This is a genomic window from Polaromonas sp. UC242_47 (assembly GCF_044452385.1).
In the GTDB taxonomy this organism is placed as follows: Bacteria; Pseudomonadota; Gammaproteobacteria; order Burkholderiales; family Burkholderiaceae_C; genus Polaromonas.
Genome location: NZ_JBIOAO010000001.1, coordinates 4,064,763 through 4,089,705, shown reverse-complemented (window position 1 = coordinate 4,089,705; position 24,943 = coordinate 4,064,763). Strand labels below are relative to the sequence as shown.

Here is a 24,943-nt window from a genome sequence, read left to right as displayed (position 1 = left end):
CATCACATGGCTTTCGATGCCCTTTCTGAAGTTGTCAAAACCGAGCGCCAGGGCGGCGTTCTGGTGGTGACCATCAACAATCCGCCGGTCAACGCGCTGGGTGTGGCTGTGCGTCGCGGCTTGGCCGCGGCCATGGATGTGGCCGAAGCCGACAGTGCTGTGGCTGCGGTGTTGATCGTCGGCGCCGGCCGCAATTTCATCGCTGGCGCGGATATCCGCGAGTTCGGCAAGCCGCCGCAGCCGCCTTCGCTGCCCGAGGTCTGCAGCCGCATCGAAAACTGCGCCAAGCCGGTGGTCGCCGCGATCCATGGCGCGGCGCTGGGCGGCGGGCTGGAGGTTGCGCTGTCGGCCCACTACCGGCTGGCCGTGTCTTCCGCCAAGCTGGGCCTGCCCGAGGTGCTGCTCGGGCTACTCCCCGGCTCCGGTGGCACGCAGCGCGGGCCGCGCCTGATAGGCGCCAAGGCCGCGCTTGATCTCATCCTCAGCGGTCGCCACGCCAGTGCCAAGGAGGCGTTCGCACTGGGGCTGATAGACCGCCTGGGCGAAGGCCAGGACGCCTTGGCCGAGGGCCTGGCTTATGCCCAGGAACTGGTTGCCGGCCAGGCCCCCGTGCGACGCACGCGCGACGCAGCGGCACTGGCTGACACCGAAGCCAGCCGTGCCGCCGTCGACGCCGCACGCGCCGACACGGCGAAGAAGAGCCGCGGCCTGTTCTCGCCGATGAAGATCATCGAAGCCGTCGAGGCGGCACTCGCACTGCCTTTTGACGAAGGCATGGCGCTGGAGCGCAAGCTGTTTTTGCAATGTATCGACAGCCCGCAACGTGCGGGCTTGATCCATGCTTTCTTCGCCGAACGCGAGGTGCTGAAGGCGCCGGAGACCAAGGCGGCCAAACCGCGTCAACTTGACTCCGCAGGCATCGTCGGCGGCGGCACCATGGGTGCGGGCATCGCCGTGGCCATGCTGGACGCAGGCATGCCCGTGACCATGATTGAGCGCGACGAGCCCAGCCTCGCGCGCGGCCGTGCCCACGTCGAGAAGGTGTACGATGGCTTGATCAAGAAGGGCCGCATGACACCCGAGGCCAAGGCCGCCCTGATGGCGCGTTTCTCGGGTGCCATGTCTTACGACGCACTCGCGCAGGTCGACATTGTGGTTGAAGCCGTGTTCGAAGACTTGGCGGTCAAAAAGGCCGTCTTCGCTGAGCTTGACCGTGTGTGCAAGCCCGGTGCCGTGCTGGCGACCAACACCTCCTACCTAGACATCGACGAGATTGCTGCCAGCACCTCGCGCCCCGGCGACGTGGTAGGCCTGCACTTCTTCTCGCCAGCCAACATCATGAAGCTGCTGGAGATCGTGGTGCCGGCCAAGGTCAGCGCCGACGTGGTCGCGACCGGCTTCGAGCTGGCGAAAAAACTCAAGAAGGTTCCGGTGCGCGCCGGTGTGTGCGACGGTTTTATCGGCAACCGCATTCTCGCGGTGTACCGCCAGGCGGCTGACCACATGATGGAAGACGGCGCCTCACCCTACGACATCGACGCGGCCGTGCGCAACTTCGGTTACCCCATGGGTCCGTTCCAGGTGTCCGATCTGGCCGGCGGCGACATCGGCTGGGCCACGCGCAAGCGCAAGGCCACCACACGTGACCCGAAGGCGCGCTACGTGCAGATCACCGACCGCCTCTGCGAACGCGGCTGGTTCGGCCAGAAGACGCAGCGCGGCTATTACCTCTACCCCGAAGGTGCCCGCACCGGCCAGCCCGATCCCGAGGTGCTGGCGATCATAGAGACCGAGCGCGAACGCGCGGGCATCAAGCCGCGAGCCTTCACGGAAGATGAGATCATGCGCCGCTACATGGCCGCCATGGTGAACGAAGGCGCCAACGTCGTGCACCAGGGCATCGCGTTGCGCCCGCTCGACGTCGACGTGACCTTTCTCTACGGCTACGGTTTTCCGCGCCATCGCGGCGGCCCTATGAAATACGCCGACACCGTGGGCCTGCCCCAGGTGCTGGCCGATATCCGCGAATTCGCCAAACAAGACCCGCTGTTCTGGCAGCCTTCGCCGTTGCTGGTGGCGCTGGTCGAACGCGGCGCTGATTTCGCCAGCCTCAATCAATCCGAATAAGGAGATACCTCATGCGTGAAGCCGTCATCGTTTCCACCGCCCGCACCCCGCTCACCAAGGCGCACCGCGGCGAATTCAACATCACCTCCGGTGCCACGCTGGCGGCCTTCGCGGTGCGTGCCGCGGTGGAGCGTTCGGGCCTGGATCCCGCGCTGATCGAAGACGCGATCCTGGGGTGCGGCTACCCCGAAGGCACGACTGGCCGCAACATTGCGCGTCAGAGCATCATCCGCGCCGGCCTGCCTATCAGCATCGCCGGCACCACGGTGAACCGCTTTTGCGCCTCGGGCCTGCAGGCCATCGCGATGGCGGCGGGCCGCATTGTGGTCGAAGGCGCACCGGCCATGATTGCGGGCGGTGTCGAAAGCATCTCGCAGATCCGTGGCCGCAGCGCCACCGACAATGGTGACAACGGCATGGACCCGTGGATCGTCGAGCACAAACCCGCGTTGTACATGGCGATGATCGAGACCGCCGACATCGTGGCCAAGCGTTACAACATCAGCCGCGAGGCGCAGGACCGTTTCTCGGCCGAGAGCCAGCGCAAGACCGAGGAAGCGCAACTGGCTGGTTGCTACAAGGACGAGATCGTGGCCTGCACCACCACCATGGCGGTGACCGACAAGGACACCAAGGAAGTCAGCTACCGCGAAGTCACCGCCACGGAAGACAACTGCAACCGCCGCGGCACCACCTATGAGGCGCTGGCCAAGCTGAAGCCGGTGATGGGCGAGGACAAGTTCATCACCGCGGGTAACGCCTCGCAACTCTCCGACGGCGCCTCGGCCTGTGTGCTGATGGAAGCCAAGGACGCAGAACGCGCCAACCTGCAGCCCTTGGGCGTGTTCCGTGGCCTGGCGGTGGCCGGCTGCGAGCCCGACGAGATGGGCATAGGTCCGGTCTTCGCCGTGCCCAAGCTGCTCGCGCGCCACGGCCTCAAAGTCGAGGACATCGACCTGTGGGAACTCAACGAAGCTTTTGCCTCGCAGTCCATCTACTGTCAGGACAAACTGGGCATTCCGTCGGAGCGCCTCAACGTGAACGGCGGCGCGATCTCCATCGGCCACCCCTTTGGCATGACAGGTGCGCGGCTCACAGGCCATGTGTTGATCGAAGGCAAGCGCCGCGGCGCCAAGTACGCCGTGGTGACGATGTGTATCGCCGGTGGCATGGGCGCTGCCGGCCTGTTCGAGATTTATTATTAAGGAGTCCGCCATGGACCTGAACTTCACCCCCGAAGAAGAAGCCTTCCGCACCGAAGTGCGTGCCTTTCTGGCCGACAAGTTGCCTGCACGCCTCTCGGCCAAGGTCAGCGGCGGCCAGATACTCACCAAGGCCGACATGCAGGAATGGCACGCCATCCTGAACACGCGCGGCTGGCTCGCCAACCACTGGCCCGAGCAATACGGCGGACCGGGCTGGACGGCCATCGAGAAGTTCATTTTCGAGAACGAATGTGCGCTGGCGCATGCGCCGCGCATCGTGCCTTTTGGCGTGAACATGCTGGGGCCGGTGCTGATCAAATACGGCAACGAGGCGCAGAAGCGCCACTGGCTGCCGCGTATTCTTGATGGCGCTGACTGGTGGTGTCAGGGTTATTCGGAGCCCGGCGCGGGCTCCGACCTGGCAGCGGTCAAGACCTCAGCTGTGCGTGGCACCGATGCGCAAGGCGAGCACTACATCGTCAATGGTCAGAAGACCTGGACCACCTTGGGTCAACATGCCAACATGATCTTCTGCCTGGTGCGCACCAACCACGAAGCCAAGAAGCAGGAAGGCATCAGCTTTTTATTGATCGACATGACGGCGCCCGGTGTGGTGGTGCGTCCCATCATCACGCTGGATGGTGAACACGAAGTCAACGAGGTGTTCTTTTCCGATGTGCGTGTGCCGGTCGAGAACCTGGTCGGCGAAGAAGACAAGGGCTGGACCTGTGCCAAATACCTGCTGACCTACGAACGCACCAACATCGCAGGTGTGGGTTTCTCGGTCGCCGCGCTGGCGCAGCTCAAGGCCATTGCCACCAAGCAGACCAGGAACGGTCGCCCGCTGGCTGAAGATCCGGCTTTTGCCGCACGCCTGGCGCGTGTCGAGATCGACCTCGAAAACATGAAAACCACCAACTTGCGCGTGATTGCCGCGGTGGCCGGCGGCGGTGTGCCGGGTGCCGAAAGCTCCATGCTCAAGATACGCGGTACCGAAATCCGCCAGGAGATCTCGTCGCTCGCGCGCCGCGCGATGGGTGTCTACGGCCGCCCCTTCGTGGCCGAAGCGCTGCAGGACGGTTTTGACGGCGAGACCTTTGGCCCGGCCTACGCGAAGGCAGCCGCTGCGCGCTATTTCAACAACCGCAAGCTGTCGATTTTCGGCGGCTCCAACGAAATCCAGAAGAACATCATCTCCAAGATGATTCTTGGCCTGTAAGGAAAAAACGCCATGAACTTCGAACACAGCGAAGACCGGCGCATGCTCGCCGACAGCCTGAACCGTTTCATTGCCGAGCAATACGCTTTTGAGAAACGGGATCACATCGCCAAATCGGCCCATGGTTTCAGCCCCGAGATCTGGCAGCAGTTCGCCGAACTGGGCGTGATAGGCGCTTTGTTCAGCGAAACCGACGGTGGCTTCGGCGGCGCCGGTTTCGACATTGCCGTGGTTTTTGAGGCACTGGGCCGTGGCTTGGTGGTTGAACCGCTGCTGGGTGCGGTGATGGCCGGCGAGGCGATCAGCGCCGCCGGTAATGAAGCACAGAAGGCCCTGCTGGCCGCGATCATCGACGGCTCCGTCATCGCCGCCTTTGCGCACGATGAACCGGAATCACATTACGAACAGACGTCTGTGCAGACGCGCGCCGAGCGTATCGGCGACGGCTGGGTGCTGACCGGTGCCAAGGCGGTTGTGCCGCAGGGTGAACAGGCGGACCTGTTTGTGGTCTCGGCCCGCACCTCGGGTGCGGTGGACGACGAGGCGGGCATCTCGCTGTTCCTGGTGCCCGCCAAGACGCCGGGCCTGTCGGTGCGCAGCTGTCCCGCCATCGATGGTGGCCGCGTCGCCGAACTCACGTTCGACGGCGTGAAGTTGGGTGCCGAGGCCTTGCTCGGCACCGAAGGCCAGGGGCACGCGACGCTGGAGCGCGCCATAGGCCGTGGCGTGTTGGCGCTCTGCGCCGAAGCGCTGGGCGCGATGGAAGCCGCCAAGACCGCGACGCTGGACTATCTGCGCACGCGCAAGCAGTTCGGCATCTTGATTGGCAGCTTCCAGGCGCTGCAGCACCGCATGGCGGACCTGCTGCTGGAGATCGAACAGGCCCGCTCCGCGGTGATCAACGCCGCCGCCGCCATCGATGGCGCGGACCGCGTGACACGCGAGCGGGCCTTGTCGGCCGCCAAGTTCAGCATAGGCCGTATCGGCACGCTGGTGGCGGAAGAAAGCATACAGATGCACGGCGGCATAGGCATGACCTGGGAACTGCCCTTGGCCCACTATGCCAAACGCCTGGTCATGATTGATCACCAGTTGGGCGACGAAGACCATCATCTGCAGCGTTTCATCGCGCTCGGCCAGCAGCAGGTTGCCGCATGAGTGCGATCCGGGCCGGCGCGCCCTTCCGTCCTTCGCATCCGATCCGCAGCATTGAAGATGTGCGAAAGCTGGAGCAGACCCCTTTGGACGAGGCGCTCACCGTTCGCAGCACCTATGAAATCTTCCGCAATGCCGGGGCGGCCTTTGGCCACAAGACGGCATTGACCTTTTTGCGCACGGCCGACCCGGCTGACGCGCCCATACGCTGGTCCTATGCCGATCTGCTGGCCGGCATTCACCAGACGGCCAATGCCTTGTATACCCTGGGCGTGGGGCCCGGGGATGCGGTGGCCGTGTTGCTGCCGGGCTGCCTGGAGTACCACCTGGCGCTGTGGGGCGGCGAGGCCGCCGGCATCGTGCAGCCGCTTAACCCCCTGTTGAGCGACGAGAAGCTGGTGTCGCTGATGATCGCGGGTCGGGCCAAGGTCTTGATCGCTTACGGCTCGGACGATGAGTCCGGCATTTGGTCCAAGGCGATGCGTCTGCGTGGCCAGGTGCCTACCCTCACCACGGTGTTGCGTGTGGCACCACACGACGAAGCTGCGGGCAGCGCGGGTGGCCTGCCCGAGGGTGTGGCCGACTTCGCCGCCTTGCGCGCACGCGAACCGGCCGATCGTCTGGTCAGTGGCCGTGACATCGCCCCCTCCGACATCGCGGCTTACTTCCACACCGGCGGTACCACCGGTGCGCCCAAGCTGGCGCGCCACAGCCACGGGGCGCAAGTCTTCACGGCCTGGGCCAGCGTGAAGCTGCAAGGCATGAAAGACACGGACATTTCGATCAACGGGTATCCGCTGTTCCATGTGGCGGGTGTGTTGCCGGCCTCCTTGTCGTCCTTGTCGGCGGGCGTGGAAGTGATCATTCCGACCACGGCGCTATTGCGCAACAAGGCCGTACTGGCCAACTACTGGCGCCTGGTCGAGGCCTACCGGCCCACCTCCCTGTCGGCGGTGCCCACGGTGCTGGCTGCGTTGGCCAATGTGCCGCTGGCCGGCGCCGATATTTCCTCTATCCGTTATTGCCGTACGGGCGCGGCCGTGCTGGCGCCTGAACTGGCCGCACGTTTCAAACGCCTGTTTGGCCTGCATGTGCACGAGAGCCTGGGCATGACCGAAATGGCCGGCATCTCGACCATCACGCCGCCCGGCGTCGAAGGGCCGGCCGGCTGTGTCGGGTTTCCGCTGCCGTATTCGCAATTACGCATCGTCGCGCTTGACGACCATGGCAACGCGTCCGACCGTGACCTGCCCATCGGCGAGCAGGGCATGGTCTTGTTCAAATCCCCCAATCTGTTTTCGGGTTTTCTCGACCCGGCCGACACCGCCAAGGCCTTCACGGCCGACGGCTGGCTGGCCACCGGCGACCTGGGCTGGCTGGATGCGCAGGGCCGGCTCAACCTCAGCGGCCGCTCCAAAGATTTGATCATTCGCAGTGGCCACAACATCGATCCCAAGGTGATAGAGGACGCGCTGGGCGCCCATCCTGCGGTGCAGCTGTGCGCCGCCGTGGGGGCGCCTGATGCCTATGCCGGCGAGCTGCCTGTGATTTTTGCGACGCTGGTGCCCGGTGCCTCGGTGAGCGAGGCCGAACTGCTGGTTTTCACCGCCGAGCGGGTTGACGAGGCGCCGGCCAGGCCCAAGTCGGTGACGGTGATTGAACACATGCCTATGACCAATGTCGGCAAGATTTACAAGCCTGAACTTCGCAGCCTGGCCGCCTGCCGGGTGGCCGATAGCTTGGTGGACGAGGCCTGTGCCAGCCTGGGTCTGGCTGCCGCGGCACGACCGCAGGTACAGGCCGATGGCGACAACGCGCTCAAGGTGCTCATTGATGCCACCGCGGCGGGTGCGCTGGCCGCGCCACTGCAGGCGCAATTGCAGCAGGTGCTGGGGCGTTTGCCGCTCAAGACACAAGTGGTCTTGGTTTAAGCCTGTTGGTTATCTCATTTCTTTCACGCATTTCATTTCAAACCTGAACCCGGGGCATACCATGATTCTGAATTTTCTGAACCGCCGCGCCTGGCTCTGTGCCACGACCTCGGCCTTGTTGTGTGTGGGCATAACCGCCCAGGCCCAGACCTATCCCACCAAGCCTATCCGCATGGTCGTGCCTTTTGCCCCCGGCGGCGCGACCGATGTGTTGGCGCGTGTGCTGGGTGAAAAAATGGCAGCCGGCCTGGGTCAGCCCGTCATCATCGACAACAAGGCGGGTGCGGCCGGCATCATAGGCACCGATGCGGTGGCCAAGGCGCCGCCGGACGGCCACACCATTGTGCTGTCGCTGAGCAACTCGCTCATGACCAACGAGTTTCTCTACACCAAGCTGCCTTATGACACGCAGCGCGACCTGACGCTGGTCTACCAGATCGCCACGGCGCCGCTGGTGCTGGTGGTGCACCCCAGCGTGCCGGCCAGGACCGGTCCCGAACTCCTCAAATACGTGAGCGCCAACAAGGGCAAGCTGGCTTATGGCTCCTACGGCGTGGGCGCTTATCCCCACCTGGCGGGCGCCCACATGAGCTTGACGCAGAACGCCGACATGAACCACGTCGCCTACAAAGGCGAGGCGCCTATGATGCAAGACCTGATAGGCGGCCAGATCCAGATGGCCTTCGCCAGCGCGCTGGTGGCCAAGCCGCACATCGAGGCCGGCAAGGTCAAGGCCATCGGTGTGTCCGGCGAGCGCCGCATGGCCACCTTGCCCAACGTGCCCACCTTGTTCGAGCAGGGGCTGAAAGACGAGGCCTACCGCGTGACCGGCTGGCTGGCCGTGGCGGCGCCTGCGGGCACGCCCAAGGCCGTGGTGCAGCGTCTGGCCGACGAGGTGCGCAAGGCCACCCAGCAGCCGGACGTGCAGCAACGTGTGGCGACCATGGGTTTCGAGCTCAAGGACAGTTCCCCCGAGGCTTTTGCCGCCGCCTATAAGGCAGAACGCCCGGTCTGGGAGCGCCTGATCAAACAGTCGGGCGCCAAGCTCGAATGAGCCTGGGCTGACCGCAACGTTTTGGAGAAACCATGAAAACCCGTATCACCGAATTGCTGGGCATTCGTTACCCCATCATCCAGGGCGGCATGCAATGGGTGGGACTGGCGGAACTGGCCTCGGCGGTGTCCAACGCCGGCGGCCTGGGCCTGCTGACGGCGCTGACGCAACCTACGCCCGACGCCTTGCGGCGCGAGATAACACGCACACGCGCCTTGACCGACAAGCCTTTTGGCGTGAACCTGACCATCCTGCCGGCGGTCAAGCCGCCGCCTTACGCCGACTACGTGCAGGCCATCATCGACAGCGGCATCAAAATTGTCGAAACCGCGGGCAACAGCCCGCGCGATTTCATCGACCAGTTCAAGGCCCATGGTGTGAAGATCGTGCACAAATGCACCACGGTGCGCCACGCCTTGTCGGCCGAACGCAATGGGGTGGATGCGGTCTCCATTGACGGTTTTGAATGTGCCGGTCACCCCGGCGAAGACGATGTGCCGGGGCTGGTGTTGATTCCCATCGCGGCACGTGCGCTCACGATTCCCATCATTGCCTCGGGCGGCATCGCCGACGGGCGTGGCATGGCGGCCGCGCTGGCCCTGGGCGCCGAGGGGGTCAACATGGGTACGCGTTTTTGTGTCACCCAGGAAGCCCCTATCCACTACAACATCAAGCAGGCACTGGTTGCGGCCTCCGAGCGCGACACCAAGCTGATGTTTCGCACCATGAAAAACACCGCACGCGTTTTCAAGAACGCCATTTCGGAAGAAGTGGTGGCCATGGAGAACCGGCCGGGCGGTTGCCAGTTCGAGGACATACGCCCACTGGTGATGGGCGCGCGCGGACGGGCCGCGCTGGAGGCGGGCGAGATCAACAATGGCGTGATTTCCGCCGGCCTGTGTATCGGTCTGATCGACGACGTGCCGACCTGCGCCGATTTGCTGGAGCGCATGGTGCGCGAGTGCCGCGAACATCTGGACCGAGCCCGTGCCTGGTGTGACTGAAGAGGTGCCTGCGTCGCTTCGTTATCATTGAACAGCGGGCGCCTCGCGCTGGGGCGCCCCGTTTCGGAGTTCATCATGAAATTGGCCGCTAGCCCTTATCGTACGGGCGCAAGCAGCTATCATTTTTGATGGTTTTGGCTGACACCTTTCTTTACGTAATTTCAATGATCAGGCTGCTCCCATGAACCTCGTCCCGATATCGCCAGAGTCGCCTTTTATCACCATGGCTGCACTGATTCGGGCACATGCCCAGCACCAGCCGCAGCGGCCTGCCTTGTGTGACGATCAGCATGAACTGAGTTACGCACAACTTGATGCCCTCATGGACCGTGTTGCTGCGGCGCTGCAGCGCGAGGGTGTTTTGCCGGGTCAGGTGATCGCGATTTGCGCCTTGTCTTCGGTGTCTTATGCCGCGCTGTTTCTCGGGGCCTTGCGCGCCGGCGTGGTGGTGGCACCGCTGGCGCCATCGTCCACGCCTGACAGCCTGCGGGCCATGTTGCGGGACGCCGAGGCGCAATGGCTGTTTCTCGACAAGGCGGCGCAGGCGTTGGTGCCGACGGACATGGCGGGCTTGCGCTGCGTGTCGCTGGATGCTGAGGCGGCTGGCCTTGGCTTTGAAGACTGGCTCGCACCCGAAGGGACACCGCCGCAAGCGGTGGACATCACACCGGGCGCGCCATTCAACATCATTTATTCATCCGGCACCACAGGCACACCCAAGGGCATTGTGCAGTCGCACGGCATGCGCTGGGCCCATGTGCGACGGGGCGATGCCTACAACTACAGCCCGGACGGCCGGACCTTGCTGGCGACACCCTTGTATTCGAACACCACGCTGGTGGTGTTTTTCCCCACGCTGGCTTTTGGCGGTTGTGTGCAATTGATGGCCAAGTTTGATGCGGCGCGTTATCTGCAACTGGCCGAGAAACACGGTGTGACACACACCATGCTGGTGCCGGTGCAGTACCAGCGCATCATGGCCTTACCTCAGTTCGGTGATCACAAACTGTCGGCGTTCCGCTTCAAGTTCTGCACCAGCGCCCCGTTCAGCGCGGCGCTCAAGGCCGACGTGCTCGCGCGCTGGCCGGGCGGCTTGGTCGAGTTTTACGGCATGACCGAAGGCGGCGGCAGTTGTATCCTCGCCGCGCATGAACACCCCGACAAGTTACACACCGTCGGCCGGCCCGCGGAAGGCCACGACATCCGCCTGATTGACGAGGAGGGGCGGGAGGTGACCGATGACGAAGCCGGCGAGGTGGTGGGCCATTCGGCGGGCATGATGACCGCCTACCACGGCCAGCCCGAAAAAACCCGCGAGGCCGAATGGTTTGATACGCAGGGCAAACGTTTCATACGCACCGGTGATGTGGGCCGCTTCGATACCGATGGTTTCCTGACCTTGATCGACAGGCGCAAGGACATGGTGATCAGCGGTGGTTTCAACATTTATCCCAGCGATCTGGAGGCACAATTGCGTGGTCACCCGGCGGTGGAGGACGTCGCCGTGGTGGGTGTTCCTTCTCAGCAATGGGGTGAAACGCCGGTGGCTTTTGTGGTGCCGCGTGCGGGGGCGGCGGGCGAGGCGCAAGACATTCTGGTCTGGTACAACCAGCGCGCGGGGAAAACCCAGCGGCTGGCGGACCTCTATTTCATCGAGGAGCTGCCGCGCAGTGCGATTGGCAAAGTTCTCAAACGTGAACTGCGTGATCGTTACGAGGCCGACCATCGCTAACCCTCTCAGATAGCTCTCTATTTTTTCTTCCTGAGGCGCATGAAGATGCTGCGCCAGCTTGATTCAACATTCGAAAGTTCTTTATGAAAATTATGGTCCCGGTCAAACGCGTCGTCGATTACAACGTGAAGGTGCGCGTCAAGAGTGATGGCAGCGGCGTGGATATCGCCAACGTCAAGATGAGCATGAACCCCTTTGACGAGATTGCCGTCGAGGAAGCCACGCGCTTGAGAGAAAAAGGCCTGGCGACTGAAGTGATTGCCGTCAGCTGCGGCGTCGCCCAATGCCAGGAAACCCTGCGCACCGCCATGGCCATAGGCGCCGACCGCGCCATCCTGGTCGAGACGGCCGAAGAGCTGCAACCCCTGGCCGTGGCCAAACTGCTCAAGGCCCTGGTCGAGAAAGAACAACCCCAGCTGGTGATCCTGGGCAAACAGGCGATCGACGACGACTGCAACCAGACCGGCCAGATGCTCGCCGCCCTGCTGGGCTGGCCCCAGGCCACCTTTGCCTCCAAGGTCGACATCATTGACGGCCAGGCCGTGGTCATGCGCGAAGTCGACGGCGGCATGGAAACCCTGTCGCTCACGCTGCCCGCCATCATCACCACCGACCTGCGCCTGAACGAGCCGCGTTACGTCACCTTGCCCAACATCATGAAGGCCAAGAAAAAGCAGCTCGACAACTTCAAGCCCGAAGACCTGGGTGTCGATGTCAAACCCCGCCTGAAGACCCTCAAGGTCAGCGAGCCGCCCAAACGCAGCGCCGGCATCAAGGTCGCCGACGTCGCCACCCTGGTCGACAAACTCCGCAACGAAGCCAAAGTCATCTAAGGAACCGACGACATGACCGCACTTGTTATTGCAGAACACGACAACGCCAGCATCAAGCCGGCGACTCTGAACACCGTCACCGCCGCCGCCCAATGTGGTGGCGAGGTGCATGTGCTGGTGGCCGGCCTGAACGCCGCCGCCGCCGCCCAGGCCGCCAGCCAGATCACCGGCGTGGCCAAGGTGATCCACGCCGATGCCGCCCACTTCGAACACGGCCTGGCCGAAAACATGGCCGCCCAGGTGCTGGCCCTGGCCGGCAGCTACAGCCACATCCTGTTCCCGGCCACCGCCTCCGGCAAAAACATCGCCCCCCGCGTCGCCGCCTTGCTGGATGTGGGTCAGATCTCCGACATCACCAAGGTCGATGCGGTGGACACCTTCGAGCGCCCGATTTACGCCGGCAACGCCATTGCCATCGTGCAAAGCCTGGACGCCACCAAAGTCATCACCGTGCGCACCACCGGCTTTGACGCCGCCCCCGCCAGCGGCGGCGCGGCAGCCATTGAAACGGTGAGCGGCGTGGCCGACAGCGGCAAGTCCCGCTTTGTGGGCAGCGAAATTGCCAAAAACGACAGGCCAGAGCTGACCGCCGCCAAAATCATCGTCTCCGGTGGCCGCGCCCTGGGCAGCGCCGAGAAGTTCAACGAAGTCATGATGCCGCTGGCCGACAAGCTGGGTGCCGCCCTGGGCGCCTCCCGCGCTGCGGTGGACGCGGGTTACGCGCCCAACGACTGGCAGGTCGGCCAGACCGGCAAGATCGTCGCGCCGCAGCTGTATATCGCGGCCGGTATCAGCGGCGCGATCCAGCATCTGGCCGGCATGAAAGACAGCAAGGTGATTGTGGCGATCAACAAAGACCCGGAGGCTCCTATCTTCTCGGTGGCTGACTATGGCCTGGAAGCCGATCTGTTCACGGCCGTGCCTGAGCTGGTGGCGGCGCTGTAAAACGGCGTTCGACAGCGCTTTGTGCTTGCCCTCCCGTCAGACCGGCGGCGAGGGTTGATCGCTATTTATTTGATAGCTGATTGCGCAGGTAGGTAAAGGGCTAGAGGCCTATTTTTCTTAAACTTTTACCCAAAGCACAGCTCTGCCTGGCTGCGGCGGCCACGAGGTGGATCGCAAGATGGCCGCTGAAAGCCTGCTGCCTGAACAAAGTCTGAGTCGCATCCGGCCGAATCCTGTGCCGATCCAGCCGGGTGTTTTCGTTTCTTATTCCAGCTTGATGTTGGCTTCGCGGATCAGCTCGGCCCAGAGTTTGGTGTCGGCGGCCATCATGTCCGCCAGTTTTTTGGGCATGCTACCGAACACTTCATAACCCTGGCCGGCCAGTTTGGCGCTGATGGCGGGGTCTTTCAGGATGGTGACGATCAGCTTGCTGAGTTTCTGGACAATCTCGGGCGGCGTTTTGGCCGGTGCCAGGACACCGAACCAGGAGGTGACGTCGTAACCGGGCACACCGCTGCTGGCAATGGTGGGCACCTGGGGCGCCAGAGGGTTCTTGTCCAGGCCGGTGGTGCCCAGCAGTTTGATGTTGCCGGCGCGGGCGTGGGGCAGCGTGGTGGCCGGGAGGTCGAACATCATTGAAATGTTTCCGCCCATCACATCCGTCATCGCCGCCGCATTGCCTTTGTAGGGCACATGCATGAGGTCAATACCCGCCATCTTTTTCAGCAGCTCGCCCGCCAGATGGTTGGAGGTACCGTTGCCGGCCGAACCAAAGGAAAGTTTGCCGGGGTTGCGTTTGGCATAAGTAATCAACTCGCCAACGGAGTTGAACGGCAGCTTGGGATTGACGGCCAGAAACATGGTGTAGGAGCCGGCACTCGAGACCGGCGCAAAGTCCTTGGCCTGGTAAGGCAGCTTGGTATTCAGGGAGGGGTTGACGACCAGGGCCGCGCTGGCGGTAAACAGCAAGGTGTAGCCGTCGGCCGGCGACTTGGCGACATAGTCCACACCCAGAATGCTGCCGGCACCCGGCTTGTTTTCAATGATGACAGGCTGGCCCAGGCTTTCCTGCATACGCTGGCCCAGTGAGCGCGCCAGTTGGTCGGTCGGGCCACCGCTGGCATAAGGCACGACCAGCCGGATCACGCGGTTGGGGTAGGTGTCGGTCTGTGCGTGGGCGAAAGGCAGCGCGAGTGCGGCCAGGCTGCTCACGCACAAGAATCGGCGAATTTTGCGAAATGTCAGAGGTGTCATCAGTGTCTCCATGAAGGATTGTTGTCGTCATCTGCGCGCTTGCGCGGCGCTCAGCTAAGCAGGGACTGGGCCAGTGCCAGCGGCACGGGATCGGATTGCAGCAACAGCATCTCGATTTGATTGTCGCGTTGGACATTCTTTTCGCCACTTTGCAGGCGGTGGCGCAAGACTTGGCGGCTGATCAACAGGCGGCGTGCGTCGCCGCCTTGTTGGCCAACACGGGCGCCTTCGCCCGCCAGCAGGGCGGCGGTGACGGCGTGGTACATGCGCGAGGCGGCCTCGCGGCTGTCCACTTCCCCTTCCAGCGTCGCCGCGCTCTGGTCCATCAAGACCCGCGCCTCTTCGATGGCGGTGCTGAGGCGGTCCAGCAGCGGGGCCGGGATGCCGGGTGACAGCCGCAACCAGTCGGCCATGGACTCGGCGAGGGCATTGTGCGCACCTTCCTTGCCGGCGGCGCGTTGCACCGCGTCAAGGGCATTGATGTTGCTCGTGCCTTCCCACAACACGCCGATATGCGCGTCGCGAATCAGGCGTTCGTTGACAAAATCTTCGATGTAACCGTTGCCGCCGCGAACCTCCATCGCGCCGGTCGCCACCTTCACGTTGTCCCGGCAGGCGCGGAACTTGAACAGCGGCGTGAGCATGCGCAGTTCCAGTTGTGCGCGCAGGTCGCCGCTGTCGGCGCGTTGCATGACGTCGGCGGCGTGCACAAACATGGACAAGGCCTGCTCCGTGGGCAGCAGCAGTTTCATCAACTGGCGGCGATGCAGGGGGTGATCGATGAGGCGGCGGCGAAAGGCAATGCGGTAGTTGGACACCACCATGGCCTCGTTCCAGCAGCGGCGCATCATGGCCGCGGCACGCACACCATGTGACAAACGCGACAGGTTGACCTGGTCCAGCATTTGTTTGAGGCCCTGGTGGATGTCGCCGACCAGGTAGGCCACGGCGCCTTCAAACAACACTTCGCCGCTGGGCATGGAACGTGTGCCCATCTTGTCTTTCAGGCGTGCAATGCGGTAGGTGTTGCGGCTGCCATCGTCGAGACGGCGCGGCACGGCAAACAGCGCCAGTCCCTTGGTGCCGTCCGGACCATCCGCCGGCCTGGCCAATACCAGCGCCACGTCAGCATCGACCGCCGAGCAAAACCACTTGTCGCCCGTCAGGCGCCAGTGCTGGCCGTCATGCACTGCCTGCAGGCGGTTGGTGCCTATGTCCGAGCCGCCGGTGCGCTCCGTCATGAACTGCGTGCCCTTGAGGAGCTTGCTGGGGTCGGTGCTGGTCATGCCCGGCAGGAAACGCGCCTTGAGTTCCTCGTCGCCATAACGTTCGATCAGAAAGGTCGAACTGTCGGTCACGCTGATCGGGCACATCAGGCCAAATTCGGCCTGCACAAACAAATACTGGAAGGCGTATTTCGCCAGCGGCAGGTAACGTGTCGGCCAGCCCAGCACGCCTTTGGCGCGTGACATGGCATGGATGCCGAAATCGGTGTAGCCGATTTTTTCCATCTCGCGGTAAGACGGGTGGTAGTCAATCCAGTCCTCGTCGGCGCCAAAACGGGTACGGGTGCGGAGCACGGGTTTGTTCTTGTCGGCGGCCATGGCCAGTTCGTCCAGCCGGCTGCCAGCGACTTGCCCCAGTTGGTGCAGATGGGGCGTGATGAAGTCCAGCACCTCGGCAGGCAAACGCAGTGCCAGCAGATCGGAGAAGGCCGGATCTATCGTGTGGAAGTTCAAGCCGCGGCAGTCCGGGGCGACCAGTTTTTCCGCGGGCACCGTGCCGGCCTGATCGAGCGCTGGCGCGTTGGGGGTACTAAATGCAGAGGTCACTTCGTTGTCCTTTTCCAGGGTCAGTGTGGTGGAGTTGGCTTCAGGGCCAGCGGCCAAAAAACCTGTTGGGAGCCAGTCTAGGCAGGCTGCCTGAAAGCGCAAGCAGCGTTCCGCACAGCGGAATGGGGCGTTGATTTTCCAGGCGCTGCACGCGCACAATGAGCGGACTTATTCCCTCAACTTTTAACGAAGCCGACCATGCAAGGTGCTCTTTCTCATATTCGTGTCCTCGACCTGACCCGTATCCTGGCGGGGCCGTGGTGCACGCAAAATCTGGCGGATCTAGGCGCCGAGGTGATCAAGGTGGAGCGCCCCGGTGTGGGCGACGACACGCGGACCTGGGGGCCACCCTGGCTGGCGGACGGCCAAGGCGGCAATCTGCCGGACTCCACTTATTTTTCCTCGGCCAACCGCGGAAAAAAATCCATCACCGTCGACATCGCGACAGACGCCGGCCAGCAGCTGATTCGCACCTTGGCCGAGAGCTGCGACGTGGTGGTTGAAAACTACAAGGTCGGTGATTTGAAGCGTTACGGCCTGGATTACGAAAGCCTGAAAAAGATCAATCCCGCCCTGATTTATTGCTCCGTCACAGGTTTTGGCCAGGACGGACCGTATTCCCATCGCCCCGGCTACGATTTTGTGTTTCAGGGCATGGGCGGCCTGATGAGTATCACCGGCGAGAAAGATGAATTACCGGGTGGGGGGCCGCAGAAGGTCGGTATTGCTGTTGCTGACATCACCACCGGCATGTACGCCACAGTCGCCGTTCTGGGGGCGCTGGTGCACCGGGCTGAAACCGGTGTGGGCCAATACATCGATACCGCGCTGCTCGATTGCATCGTCGCCTTCGGGTCTAACCAGATCGCGGGATTTTTCGCCACGGGCAAGGTGCCGCAGCGTTATGGCAACGCCCATGCCAATGCCGTGCCTTACGGCGTGTTTGCCACCAGCGACGGGCAGATCATTCTGGCGATTGCCAACGACGGTCAGTGGCAAAAATTCTGCCGTGCAATGAACTTGCCGGAGTTGGGGCGTGATGAATCCTTCCTGACCACACCGCAGCGCCTGATCCATCGTGAACGGCTGATTCCCCAGGTTGCCCAGGCGTTGGCGGGCCGCAAGCGGGATGAGTTGCTGGTCTTGCTGGAGGAGCATGGCGTGTCCTGCGCACCGATCAATGACTACTCGCAAGTGTTTGCCGATCCGCAAGTCCAGGCCCGCCAACTGAAGACCGATATCGCCCATCCGGACGGTCATGTGGTGTCGACAGTCACCAGCCCGATCCGCCTGTCCGAGACACCGGTGCGCACAGACATGGCCCCGCCGCGATTGGGTCAACACACCGACGAAGTGTTGGGCGCGTTGCTCGGCTTGACGCCGGAATCTCTGGTAACCTTGCGCGAGAAAAAAATCATTTAGCGATCATCGTCGCTGAGATATGAATGACTCGGCACCCGTAAGCTCCCCTGATCGTCAACTTGTCAACGCGCTGTCACGCGGGCTCTTGATCCTCGCCTGCTTTCGGGTCAGCCGGCCGTTGCTGACCAATGGCCAGCTCGCGGAGTACAGCGAGCTGCCGCGCTCTTCGGTGTCGCGCCTGACCCATACACTGGTCAAGCTGGGTTATCTCGAATACGACAGCCGCCATGCGGCTTATCGCCTGGGCGCGAAAGTGTTGTCGCTGAGTTATGCCATGTTGGGTGGCATGGCGATGCGCCCGCTGATTCTCCCGCACATGACCGAACTGGCGGAACGCGCCAACAGCCTGGTGGCGCTGGCGGCCTGTGAGGACTACAGCATGTTGATTGTGGAGGCGGTGATGGGCCGTAACACCCTGGCCAAGCCGCTGGAGGTGGGTTCACATCTGGCCCTGGACACCACGGCCATGGGCCGGGCCTACCTGGCCTCCTGCAGCGCCTCGGAACAGAAAAAAATCATCCAGCACCTGAGCAAAAGCAAGAAGCGTGATGCACAAGAGCTGGGTGTGGCCGCGACCAAAGCGACGGAAGAATACCGCGAGCAGGGATATTGCACGTCCATCCATGAATGGCGTGAAGGTGTCACCGGTGTCGCGGTTCCGCTTTACTTGAAGGATTTTGGCCGCACCATGGTCCTGACCTGCGGCGGCTCGGCCAAACAGCTGACGCCCAAACACATCACCGAAACCATCGCGCCGCTGTTGATCAAGACGGCGGGCGAAATCGAACAGGCTTTCAAGGATTCCGGCACCATGAACCTGCTGGGGCGAAGCCGGAAACGCTGAGTGATTTTTTAAGGCGCCGCGGACTGTGTGCCGCATAGGCGCCTCTTGTCCAGTTTATTCCTGCTCGACTTTGGCCTTGATCGCAATGCGTTTCCACAGCGCGATTTCGGCAGCCTGGAATTTGCGCATTTCATCGGCACCGCCATTCATGACTTCGGCACCCAGGCGTTCATAAAACTCCTTGGTTTCCGGCAGGCGTTCGATCTGTGACAGCAGGGCCGCAAGTTTGTCGGTTTCGGCTTTCGGCGTTTTGGCGGAAACCATGGCGCCTACCCAGACATAGGCGGTGAAGCCTGGGACACCGGCTTCGCCAAAATAGGGCACGGACGGCAGTGTGGGGGAGCGGCGGTCCGAAGCAACGGCCAGGGCGCGTAATTTGCCACCCTTGACCAGCTCGTAAGCGGCGGTGATGTCGGAAAACGCCATGTCCACGCTACCCGAGGCGATGGCGATCAAGGCTTCGGACGCGCCTTTGAAGGGCACGTTGCGGATATCCAGGTGAGCGCTGTCGTTGAGCGCCTCAGACATCAGCTGGTAACCGGCGGAGCCCGCCGCGTAGTTGAACTTGCCGGGTTGCGCCTTGGCGGCGCTGATCAGCTCGGCCAGCGTTTTGTAGGGGGAGTTGGGTGGCACCACAAGTACCGTAGGCGCGCGCATCATCATGGTCAAGGGCGCCATGTCGGTTTGCGGGTCGTAGGGCAGCTTCTTGAACAAGGCCACGTTGACGGCCAGCGACGAGTTGCTGCCGACAAAAACGGTATAACCGTCGGCGGGCGCGCTGAGCAAGGCCTTGGCCGCGATAAAGCCGTTGGCCCCCGGGCGGTTCTCCACTACCACGGGCTGACCGGTCATCTCGCCGAGTTTTTTGCCGAAGTAACGGGCCGAGGTGTCGGTGCCGCTACCGGGCGGGAAAGGCACAATGAACTTGATGGGTTTGGAGGGAAACTCCTGCGCCCAGGCCTGGCCGGTGGGCAGCAGCAAGGCCGCGCTGCACAAAGAGACCAGTGCCAGAACCGGAGCCATCCGGGATTTGATGTTTTTGAAGTTCATGTTGTCTCTTTGTGATGAAAATTTAAATCGTGCGGACGAAGTCTGACAGAGACAGCTCGCTGGCGAGCACTTGTTGGCCGACCAGCGTGTTCCAGTAAGCCTCCGATCCGTGCGCCATGCGCCACTCATGCAGGCGACGGGTCAACAACTGCAGGTCGTATTCTTCCGTCACCCCGATGGCCCCATGCAAGGCGTGGGCGGTTGCGGCGACGAGCACGGCCGCTTCGCTGGTGCGTGACTTGGCGATGGCACTGGCCAGCAGCGACGGTGTTTTTTCCTCGCCCTGAAAGGCCGCTTCGGCCGCGATGGAGGCCGCCGCCGTGTGCTCCGCCATCACGCTCAACTGGTGTTGCACGGCCTGAAATTTACCGAGTGACTTTCCAAACTGGACGCGGTCGTTGCAGTACTGCAGCGTCATGTCGAAAACGCGGTTCATCGCACCGCTGAGCAAGGCGGCATGTAAGGCGGCCCCGAAAGCAGCCAGCATGTTGCCGCCACGTGGCGCGCGCATCGTACTGCTGGCATCGGACCAGGTCAATGTTGCCGTGAGGTTGTGTTTGACGCCCGTGCCTTGACGCTGTGCCGCTGCGCAAGGCAGCAGCAACAGGGCATCGCCGTCGCTGGCGAGCACGAAGTCGGCCAGCATGCCGTAGGGCGTCAATGCGCAAGTGATGGCGCCATCCACCTCGCGGCGAAAGGCGGCGGCCAGCGTGATCATGCCGGCGGGCACAGGTACCTGGGCATCCAGCAGTGCCCGCGCCACAATCGTTTGCGCCAGCGGCACCGGGACCGTGTAACGCCCCAAACAGCTCAGAATCGGAAACAGCTCGGCCAGGGACAGGGCCGCACCGCCGTCGGCTTCTGCCGCCAGCAGCTCCAGAAATCCGGCATCTGCGACGGCTTCCCACAAGGGCACGGGTGAACCGCCGCCTTCGATGGCGCGCACCACGGCCGGCGTGCACTGGTTTTTGAGAATGTCTTCTATGGCTTCTGCAAACATGGTTTTTCTTTCTTAGCGCAAGCCCAGACCACGCGCGATCATGCCGCGCAGGATCTCGCGCGTGCCGCCGCGCAGTGAATACGTCGGTGCAATCTGGCTTACATAGGCTACCGCGCGGTACAAGTCGGCGTCCACAGGCGCAGCCGGGTCCATGGCGATGGCAGCTTCCAGGATGGCCGGGATGCTTTGTTCAAACTCCGTGCCTATGTCCTTGATCAGCGCCGCTTCAACGATGGGGCTTTCGCCGTTGACCAGTTTGCTGGTGACGGCGATGGACATATTGCGCAAGGTGGTCAGGTGTGTGGCGAAACGCCCGATGGTGGCAGCGTGCACCGCGGCGCCTGGCATGCGGCGCAGGCAACTGATCCAGTGTTCCAGCAGCACGATGCTGGAGTAGATACGTTCCGGGCCGCTGCGCTCGAAGGCCAATTCGGCATTGACCTGGGTCCAGCCGCTGCCTTCCTGGCCGATCAAGGCACCGTCGGCCAGCAACACGTCGTCAAAAAAGACTTCGGAGAAATGGGCATCACCCGCCAGGTCATGGATGGGGCGCACCGTCACACCTGGCAAGCTCAGGTCGACAATAAATTGGGACAAACCTTGTTGCCTGTCCTGCGCTTCGCCGGAGGAACGCACCAGCGCAATCATGTAGTGGCAATGCTGCGCATTGGTCGTCCAGATCTTGCGGCCGTTCAAACGCCAGCCGCCTTCGCAGCGGGTGGCGCGGGTGCCGACGCTGGCGAGGTCCGAGCCGGCGTTGGGTTCACTCATGCCTATGCAAAAGAAAGCTTCCGCGGCGCAGATTTTGGGCAGATAAAACTGGCGCTGTGCTTCCGTGCCGAACTTGAGGATCAGGGGCCCGCTCTGGCGGTCGGCGATCCAGTGGGCGGACACCGGTGCGCCGGCGGCCAGCAGTTCTTCCACCAGCACAAAGCGCGAGTAGGCATCCAGGCTGGCGCCGCCGTAGGCGGCGGGCAGGGTCACGCCTACCCAGCCGCGTGCCGCCAGCTTCTTGCTGAAGGCGGCATCAAACCCCAGCCAGGAACGCGCCCGGATGTCCGGTGGCGTGGCCGCAAAACTGGACGCAAGAAACGCTTTCACCTCGGCGCGAAACGCCTCAGCAGCGGCAGGGAGAGTGGCGAGTCGGAACGCCGATAACAGGTTGCTCAAGGAATTCTCCTGCAGGGATCAGACGCCGATGGTGTAACCACCATTGGCCGACAGATGTTGGCCGGTGATGTAAGACGCTGCATCCGACAGCAGGAAACAGACCGGACGGGCCACTTCCACCGCTTCGGCCCAGCGGCCCAGCGGGATTTGTGCGAGGTAGGTATCGGCGAACTTTTCGCTGCGTATGGTTTCGGTCATGGGGGTTTCCACCACACCAAAACCCACGGTGTTCACACGCACGTTGTATTTGGCCCACTCGCGGGCGGCACACATGGTCAGGCCCAGCAGGCCGGCCTTGGCCGCGCCGTAATTGATCTGGCCTATGGTGCCGCGCCGGCCGGCGTCGGAGGAGATGTTGATGATGGAGCCTGCAGCCTTGTCACCAGCGCGCGAGCGCGCCAGCATGTGGCGGCCCGCGGCCTGCAAAAAGTAGAAGGAGCCCGACAGATGGACGTCGACGACCTGTTGCCAGTCTTCGGCCTTCATTTTTTCGATCATGGCGGGCCGGGTGATGCCGGCGTTGTTGACCAGACCATGGACGGCGCCGAACTTGGCGACGGCTTCGTCCACGGTGCGTTGTGCAAATTCAATATCGGCGACACTGCCGACCATGGGCAACATGCGGTCCTTGCCGGCTTCGTCGCGGAAGGCTTCCAGCGCACCAGCGTTCAGGTCCACAGCGGTCACCGTGGCGCCCAGCTTCAAGGCCAGGTCGGCAATGGCACGCCCAATACCCTGGGCGGCACCGGTCACCACAATGCTTTTGTTTTTCAGCGAGAGGGATTCGTCATTCATGGCTGTTCTTTCTTAAAGTGTTTCTTCGGTGCCCAGGACCAGCGTGGCCTGGCTTGAGAGTTCGCCGCCGTTGCCGTGGGCCACGGCCAGTTGTGCGTCTTTCACCTGGCGCTCGCCAGCTTGCCCCATCAGTTGCTGCGTGGCCTCGACCATGGTGAACAGTCCGTACATGCCTGGATGGACGCAGGACAGGCCGCCGCCATTGGTGTTCACGGGCAGGGCGCCGCCCGGGGCGATGCGACCGTTTTCCACAAAGGCGCCGCCTTCGCCCTTCTTGCAAAAGCCCAGGTCTTCCAGGAACAGGATGGTGTTGATGGTGAAGGCGTCGTAGACCTCAACCACATCAATATCGGCCGGTTTGACCCCCGCCTGGGCAAAAGCCCGCGCACCGGAGGAGACCGCCGCCGTGGTGGTCAGGTCGGGCATGGACGTGATGTCGCGGTGGTCGGTGGCGGCGGCGGCGCCCAGCAGGTAGACCGGCCGCCTGGCCAGGTGTCTGGCGCGTTCCGCACTCACCATGACCACGGCCGCCGCGCCGTCGGTGACCAGGCAGCAGTCGCGCACGCTGATGGGGTCCGACACCAGACGTGCCTTGAGGTAGTCTTCCATCGTGAGCGGGTCACGCATGAAGGCATCGGGATTGAGCTGGGCCCAGCGGCGTGCGGCCAGGGCGACCTCGCCGAGTTGCTCGCGTTTCAGGCCATATTCGTGCATGTAGCGCGAGGTCGCCAGCGCATAGGCGCCGACCGGGCGTCCCAGTTTGTAGGGCGCTTCATAGGCCGACGGCCGCATGGCGCTGACCAGTCCGCCCGCAGCCGTGCGCTGGTTGCTGCCGTAGGCAATCAGGGCCACGTCGCATTGTCCGGCCTCGATGGCCAGCGCCGCCCACATGGCATGTGTCAGAAAGGCCGAGCCGCCGGTGCGGTTGTTTTCAGTCAGCCGGGGCTGGATGCCCAGGTATTCGGCAAAGGTCAGGCCCGACAGGAAATCGTCGGGCAGACCGATGAACAGACCGTCGACATCGGAAGGTTTGAGGCCAACCTGATCGAGCGCGCCCAAACTGGCCGACACCGCGAGGTCCATGGAACTGCGGCCCGGGGACTCGCCCATGCCATAGGTGGCGGCAGCCACGATGGCCGATTTGCCGCGCGGGAATTTGTCTTGTGTCATCACTTGTTTCCTGTGTCTGTGGCCGCGTCGAACAGCAGGAGAGGGCGTTCATCCTGCGACCCGATGCGGGCTTGCACCTTCATGCCGATGTACACCGCGTCGGGCGCCAGACCTTCGACACGGCTCATCACGCGTGGGCCTTCCTCCAGGTCTACCAGCACCACGTTGTAAGGCTGCTGCGGTGGTTTGACACGCACCACGGTGGTGGCATGAACGGTGCCCCGGCCCGAGGCCTCCACCCATTCGAGGTCGCGTGCGCCCGTGACGGGTTCTGCCACACGGGGGTAAAAAAAGCACTTGCCGCTGCTGCGTGAACGCTGGAGCATGAATTTTCCTTGCGCCAGGTGGGCGAAAAATTCCTGCTCGGGTCGGATCTCAGTCATGAATAGTCTCCTCCATCAAATCAGGGTTTGGCATCAGGCCATTGGTACAAAGGGGCTTCCTTGGCCAGGAAGCGACGCACGGCTTCTTCGTGGAAATCGCTTTCGCGGCACATGGCTTGTGCCATGGATTCCTGTGCATAAACCGTTTTCCGGTCGGATTCGAAAGCGTGGTTCATCACGCTTTTGGCGATACCCAGCGCCCCGGTCGGCGCGCTGTGGAAACGTTCTGCAAAGTCCAGCGCCGATTGCAGCAAGTCTTGTTCGCAAATGGTCTGCACCAGGCCCATCTCTTTGGCCTCCTGGACACCGACCACACGGCCGGTAAAAACCATGTCCTTGGCGCGTGACAGGCCGATGGCGCGCGGCAGCAGGTACATCGCGCCCGTGTCCGGGATATAACCCAGCCGCGCAAACACGCTGCAAAACTTGGCGCGTGGCGAGGCCAGCACGAAGTCGGCACACAGGGCCAGCGACAGACCGGCACCAAAGGCCACACCATCCACAGCGGCAATCACGGGTTTTTCCAGATCCACCAGTTCGTCAAACCAGCGGTGGATTTTGCGGATACGTTCACGACCTTCGAAAATGTCGCGTTTTCCTTGCTGCTCGCCCATGGTCTTGATGTCGCCGCCGGCGCAAAAGTGGCCGCCGGCGCCTGTGAGCACAATCGCGCGCACCGACTCGTCGTCGCGCACCTCCGCCACCGCGGCGGCGAAGTCTTCCCGCATGGCGAAGTCCAGCGCATTGCGCTGATCAGGCCGGTTCATGGTCAGAACCGCGGTTGCATCCACCCGTTTAATCTCTATGGCAGCCATGGT

21 protein-coding genes are annotated in these 24,943 nt (G+C 62.9%); 12 read left to right on the top strand and 9 right to left on the bottom strand.

All coding sequences use genetic code 11. From position 1 onward, the window contains the following. The first annotated feature begins 6 nt into the window (after window positions 1-6). The 10 genes from ACHMXK_RS19835 to ACHMXK_RS19790 all read left to right on the top strand — a co-directional run bounded on the left by ACHMXK_RS19835 (window position 7) and on the right by ACHMXK_RS19790 (window position 13,205). Window positions 7-2,127 (top strand): 3-hydroxyacyl-CoA dehydrogenase NAD-binding domain-containing protein, encoded by a 2,121-nt coding sequence (locus tag ACHMXK_RS19835; RefSeq protein WP_397442239.1) that lies wholly within the window; start codon window positions 7-9, stop codon window positions 2,125-2,127. A gap of 11 nt (window positions 2,128-2,138) precedes the next feature. Continuing rightward, window positions 2,139-3,332, top strand: coding sequence for an acetyl-CoA C-acyltransferase (locus tag ACHMXK_RS19830; protein WP_397442238.1), 1,194 nt, complete (start codon window positions 2,139-2,141; stop codon window positions 3,330-3,332). A gap of 10 nt (window positions 3,333-3,342) precedes the next feature. Then, window positions 3,343-4,551: an acyl-CoA dehydrogenase family protein gene (locus tag ACHMXK_RS19825; protein WP_397442237.1), complete on the top strand. Its 1,209-nt coding sequence runs from the start codon at window positions 3,343-3,345 to the stop codon at window positions 4,549-4,551. Between the two features lie 12 nt (window positions 4,552-4,563). Continuing rightward, complete coding sequence (locus ACHMXK_RS19820; RefSeq protein ID WP_397442236.1) at window positions 4,564-5,709, top strand: acyl-CoA dehydrogenase family protein; 1,146 nt, start codon at window positions 4,564-4,566, stop codon at window positions 5,707-5,709. Then, window positions 5,706-7,637 (top strand): acyl-CoA synthetase, encoded by a 1,932-nt coding sequence (locus ACHMXK_RS19815; RefSeq protein ID WP_397442235.1) that lies wholly within the window; start codon window positions 5,706-5,708, stop codon window positions 7,635-7,637. Before ACHMXK_RS19820 ends, ACHMXK_RS19815 begins: the two co-directional genes overlap by 4 nt. A 61-nt stretch (window positions 7,638-7,698) precedes the next feature. Next, a complete protein-coding gene (locus ACHMXK_RS19810) occupies window positions 7,699-8,691 on the top strand; it encodes a Bug family tripartite tricarboxylate transporter substrate binding protein (RefSeq protein WP_397442233.1) in 993 nt (330 codons plus the stop codon). A gap of 32 nt (window positions 8,692-8,723) precedes the next feature. Next, window positions 8,724-9,695, top strand: coding sequence for an NAD(P)H-dependent flavin oxidoreductase (locus ACHMXK_RS19805; protein ID WP_397442231.1), 972 nt, complete (start codon window positions 8,724-8,726; stop codon window positions 9,693-9,695). Window positions 9,696-9,876: 181 nt separating this feature from the next. Beyond that, window positions 9,877-11,427, top strand: coding sequence for a class I adenylate-forming enzyme family protein (locus ACHMXK_RS19800; protein ID WP_397442230.1), 1,551 nt, complete (start codon window positions 9,877-9,879; stop codon window positions 11,425-11,427). 83 nt (window positions 11,428-11,510) lie between these two features. Beyond that, window positions 11,511-12,260 (top strand): electron transfer flavoprotein subunit beta/FixA family protein, encoded by a 750-nt coding sequence (locus ACHMXK_RS19795; RefSeq protein WP_397442229.1) that lies wholly within the window; start codon window positions 11,511-11,513, stop codon window positions 12,258-12,260. A gap of 12 nt (window positions 12,261-12,272) precedes the next feature. Beyond that, window positions 12,273-13,205, top strand: a complete 933-nt coding sequence (locus ACHMXK_RS19790; protein WP_397439469.1) for an electron transfer flavoprotein subunit alpha/FixB family protein — start codon at window positions 12,273-12,275, stop codon at window positions 13,203-13,205. A 264-nt stretch (window positions 13,206-13,469) separates the two neighbouring features. Here ACHMXK_RS19790 and ACHMXK_RS19785 read toward each other — a convergent pair whose 3' ends face one another. After that, window positions 13,470-14,459, bottom strand: a complete 990-nt coding sequence (locus ACHMXK_RS19785) for a Bug family tripartite tricarboxylate transporter substrate binding protein (protein ID WP_397442228.1) — start codon at window positions 14,457-14,459, stop codon at window positions 13,470-13,472. Window positions 14,460-14,509: 50 nt separating this feature from the next. After that, on the bottom strand, window positions 14,510-16,291 hold the full coding sequence (locus tag ACHMXK_RS19780) for an acyl-CoA dehydrogenase family protein (protein WP_397442227.1): 1,782 nt from the start codon (window positions 16,289-16,291) through the stop codon (window positions 14,510-14,512). A 198-nt stretch (window positions 16,292-16,489) separates the two neighbouring features. Between ACHMXK_RS19780 and ACHMXK_RS19775 the strand changes: the two genes are divergently transcribed. Both ACHMXK_RS19775 and ACHMXK_RS19770 read left to right on the top strand, forming a co-directional pair. Then, complete coding sequence (locus tag ACHMXK_RS19775; protein WP_397442226.1) at window positions 16,490-17,713, top strand: CaiB/BaiF CoA transferase family protein; 1,224 nt, start codon at window positions 16,490-16,492, stop codon at window positions 17,711-17,713. Window positions 17,714-17,732: 19 nt separating this feature from the next. Continuing rightward, the gene (locus ACHMXK_RS19770) at window positions 17,733-18,557 is read left to right on the top strand and encodes an IclR family transcriptional regulator (protein WP_397442225.1); all 825 of its coding nucleotides are present in this window, start codon (window positions 17,733-17,735) and stop codon (window positions 18,555-18,557) included. Window positions 18,558-18,611: 54 nt separating this feature from the next. Here ACHMXK_RS19770 and ACHMXK_RS19765 read toward each other — a convergent pair whose 3' ends face one another. Genes ACHMXK_RS19765 through ACHMXK_RS19735 form a run of 7 tightly spaced genes read right to left on the bottom strand, consistent with a single transcriptional unit; the run spans window position 18,612 to window position 24,940 of the window. Beyond that, the gene (locus ACHMXK_RS19765; RefSeq protein ID WP_397442224.1) at window positions 18,612-19,607 is read right to left on the bottom strand and encodes a Bug family tripartite tricarboxylate transporter substrate binding protein; all 996 of its coding nucleotides are present in this window, start codon (window positions 19,605-19,607) and stop codon (window positions 18,612-18,614) included. Window positions 19,608-19,629: 22 nt separating this feature from the next. Further along, window positions 19,630-20,607, bottom strand: coding sequence for an acyl-CoA dehydrogenase family protein (locus ACHMXK_RS19760; RefSeq protein ID WP_397442223.1), 978 nt, complete (start codon window positions 20,605-20,607; stop codon window positions 19,630-19,632). 12 nt (window positions 20,608-20,619) lie between these two features. Then, window positions 20,620-21,777 carry an acyl-CoA dehydrogenase family protein gene (locus ACHMXK_RS19755; protein ID WP_397442222.1) on the bottom strand — a complete coding sequence of 386 codons (1,158 nt, stop codon included), beginning with the start codon at window positions 21,775-21,777 and terminating at the stop codon, window positions 20,620-20,622. A gap of 18 nt (window positions 21,778-21,795) precedes the next feature. Beyond that, complete coding sequence (locus ACHMXK_RS19750; RefSeq protein ID WP_397442221.1) at window positions 21,796-22,572, bottom strand: SDR family NAD(P)-dependent oxidoreductase; 777 nt, start codon at window positions 22,570-22,572, stop codon at window positions 21,796-21,798. A gap of 12 nt (window positions 22,573-22,584) precedes the next feature. Further along, window positions 22,585-23,742 carry a thiolase gene (locus ACHMXK_RS19745; protein WP_397442220.1) on the bottom strand — a complete coding sequence of 386 codons (1,158 nt, stop codon included), beginning with the start codon at window positions 23,740-23,742 and terminating at the stop codon, window positions 22,585-22,587. Next, a complete protein-coding gene (locus tag ACHMXK_RS19740) occupies window positions 23,742-24,125 on the bottom strand; it encodes a Zn-ribbon domain-containing OB-fold protein (RefSeq protein WP_397442219.1) in 384 nt (127 codons plus the stop codon). The genes ACHMXK_RS19745 and ACHMXK_RS19740 overlap by 1 nt, the downstream gene beginning before the upstream one ends. Window positions 24,126-24,145: 20 nt before the next feature. Next, the gene (locus ACHMXK_RS19735; RefSeq protein WP_397442218.1) at window positions 24,146-24,940 is read right to left on the bottom strand and encodes an enoyl-CoA hydratase/isomerase family protein; all 795 of its coding nucleotides are present in this window, start codon (window positions 24,938-24,940) and stop codon (window positions 24,146-24,148) included. Between the last annotated feature and the right edge of the window lie 3 nt (window positions 24,941-24,943).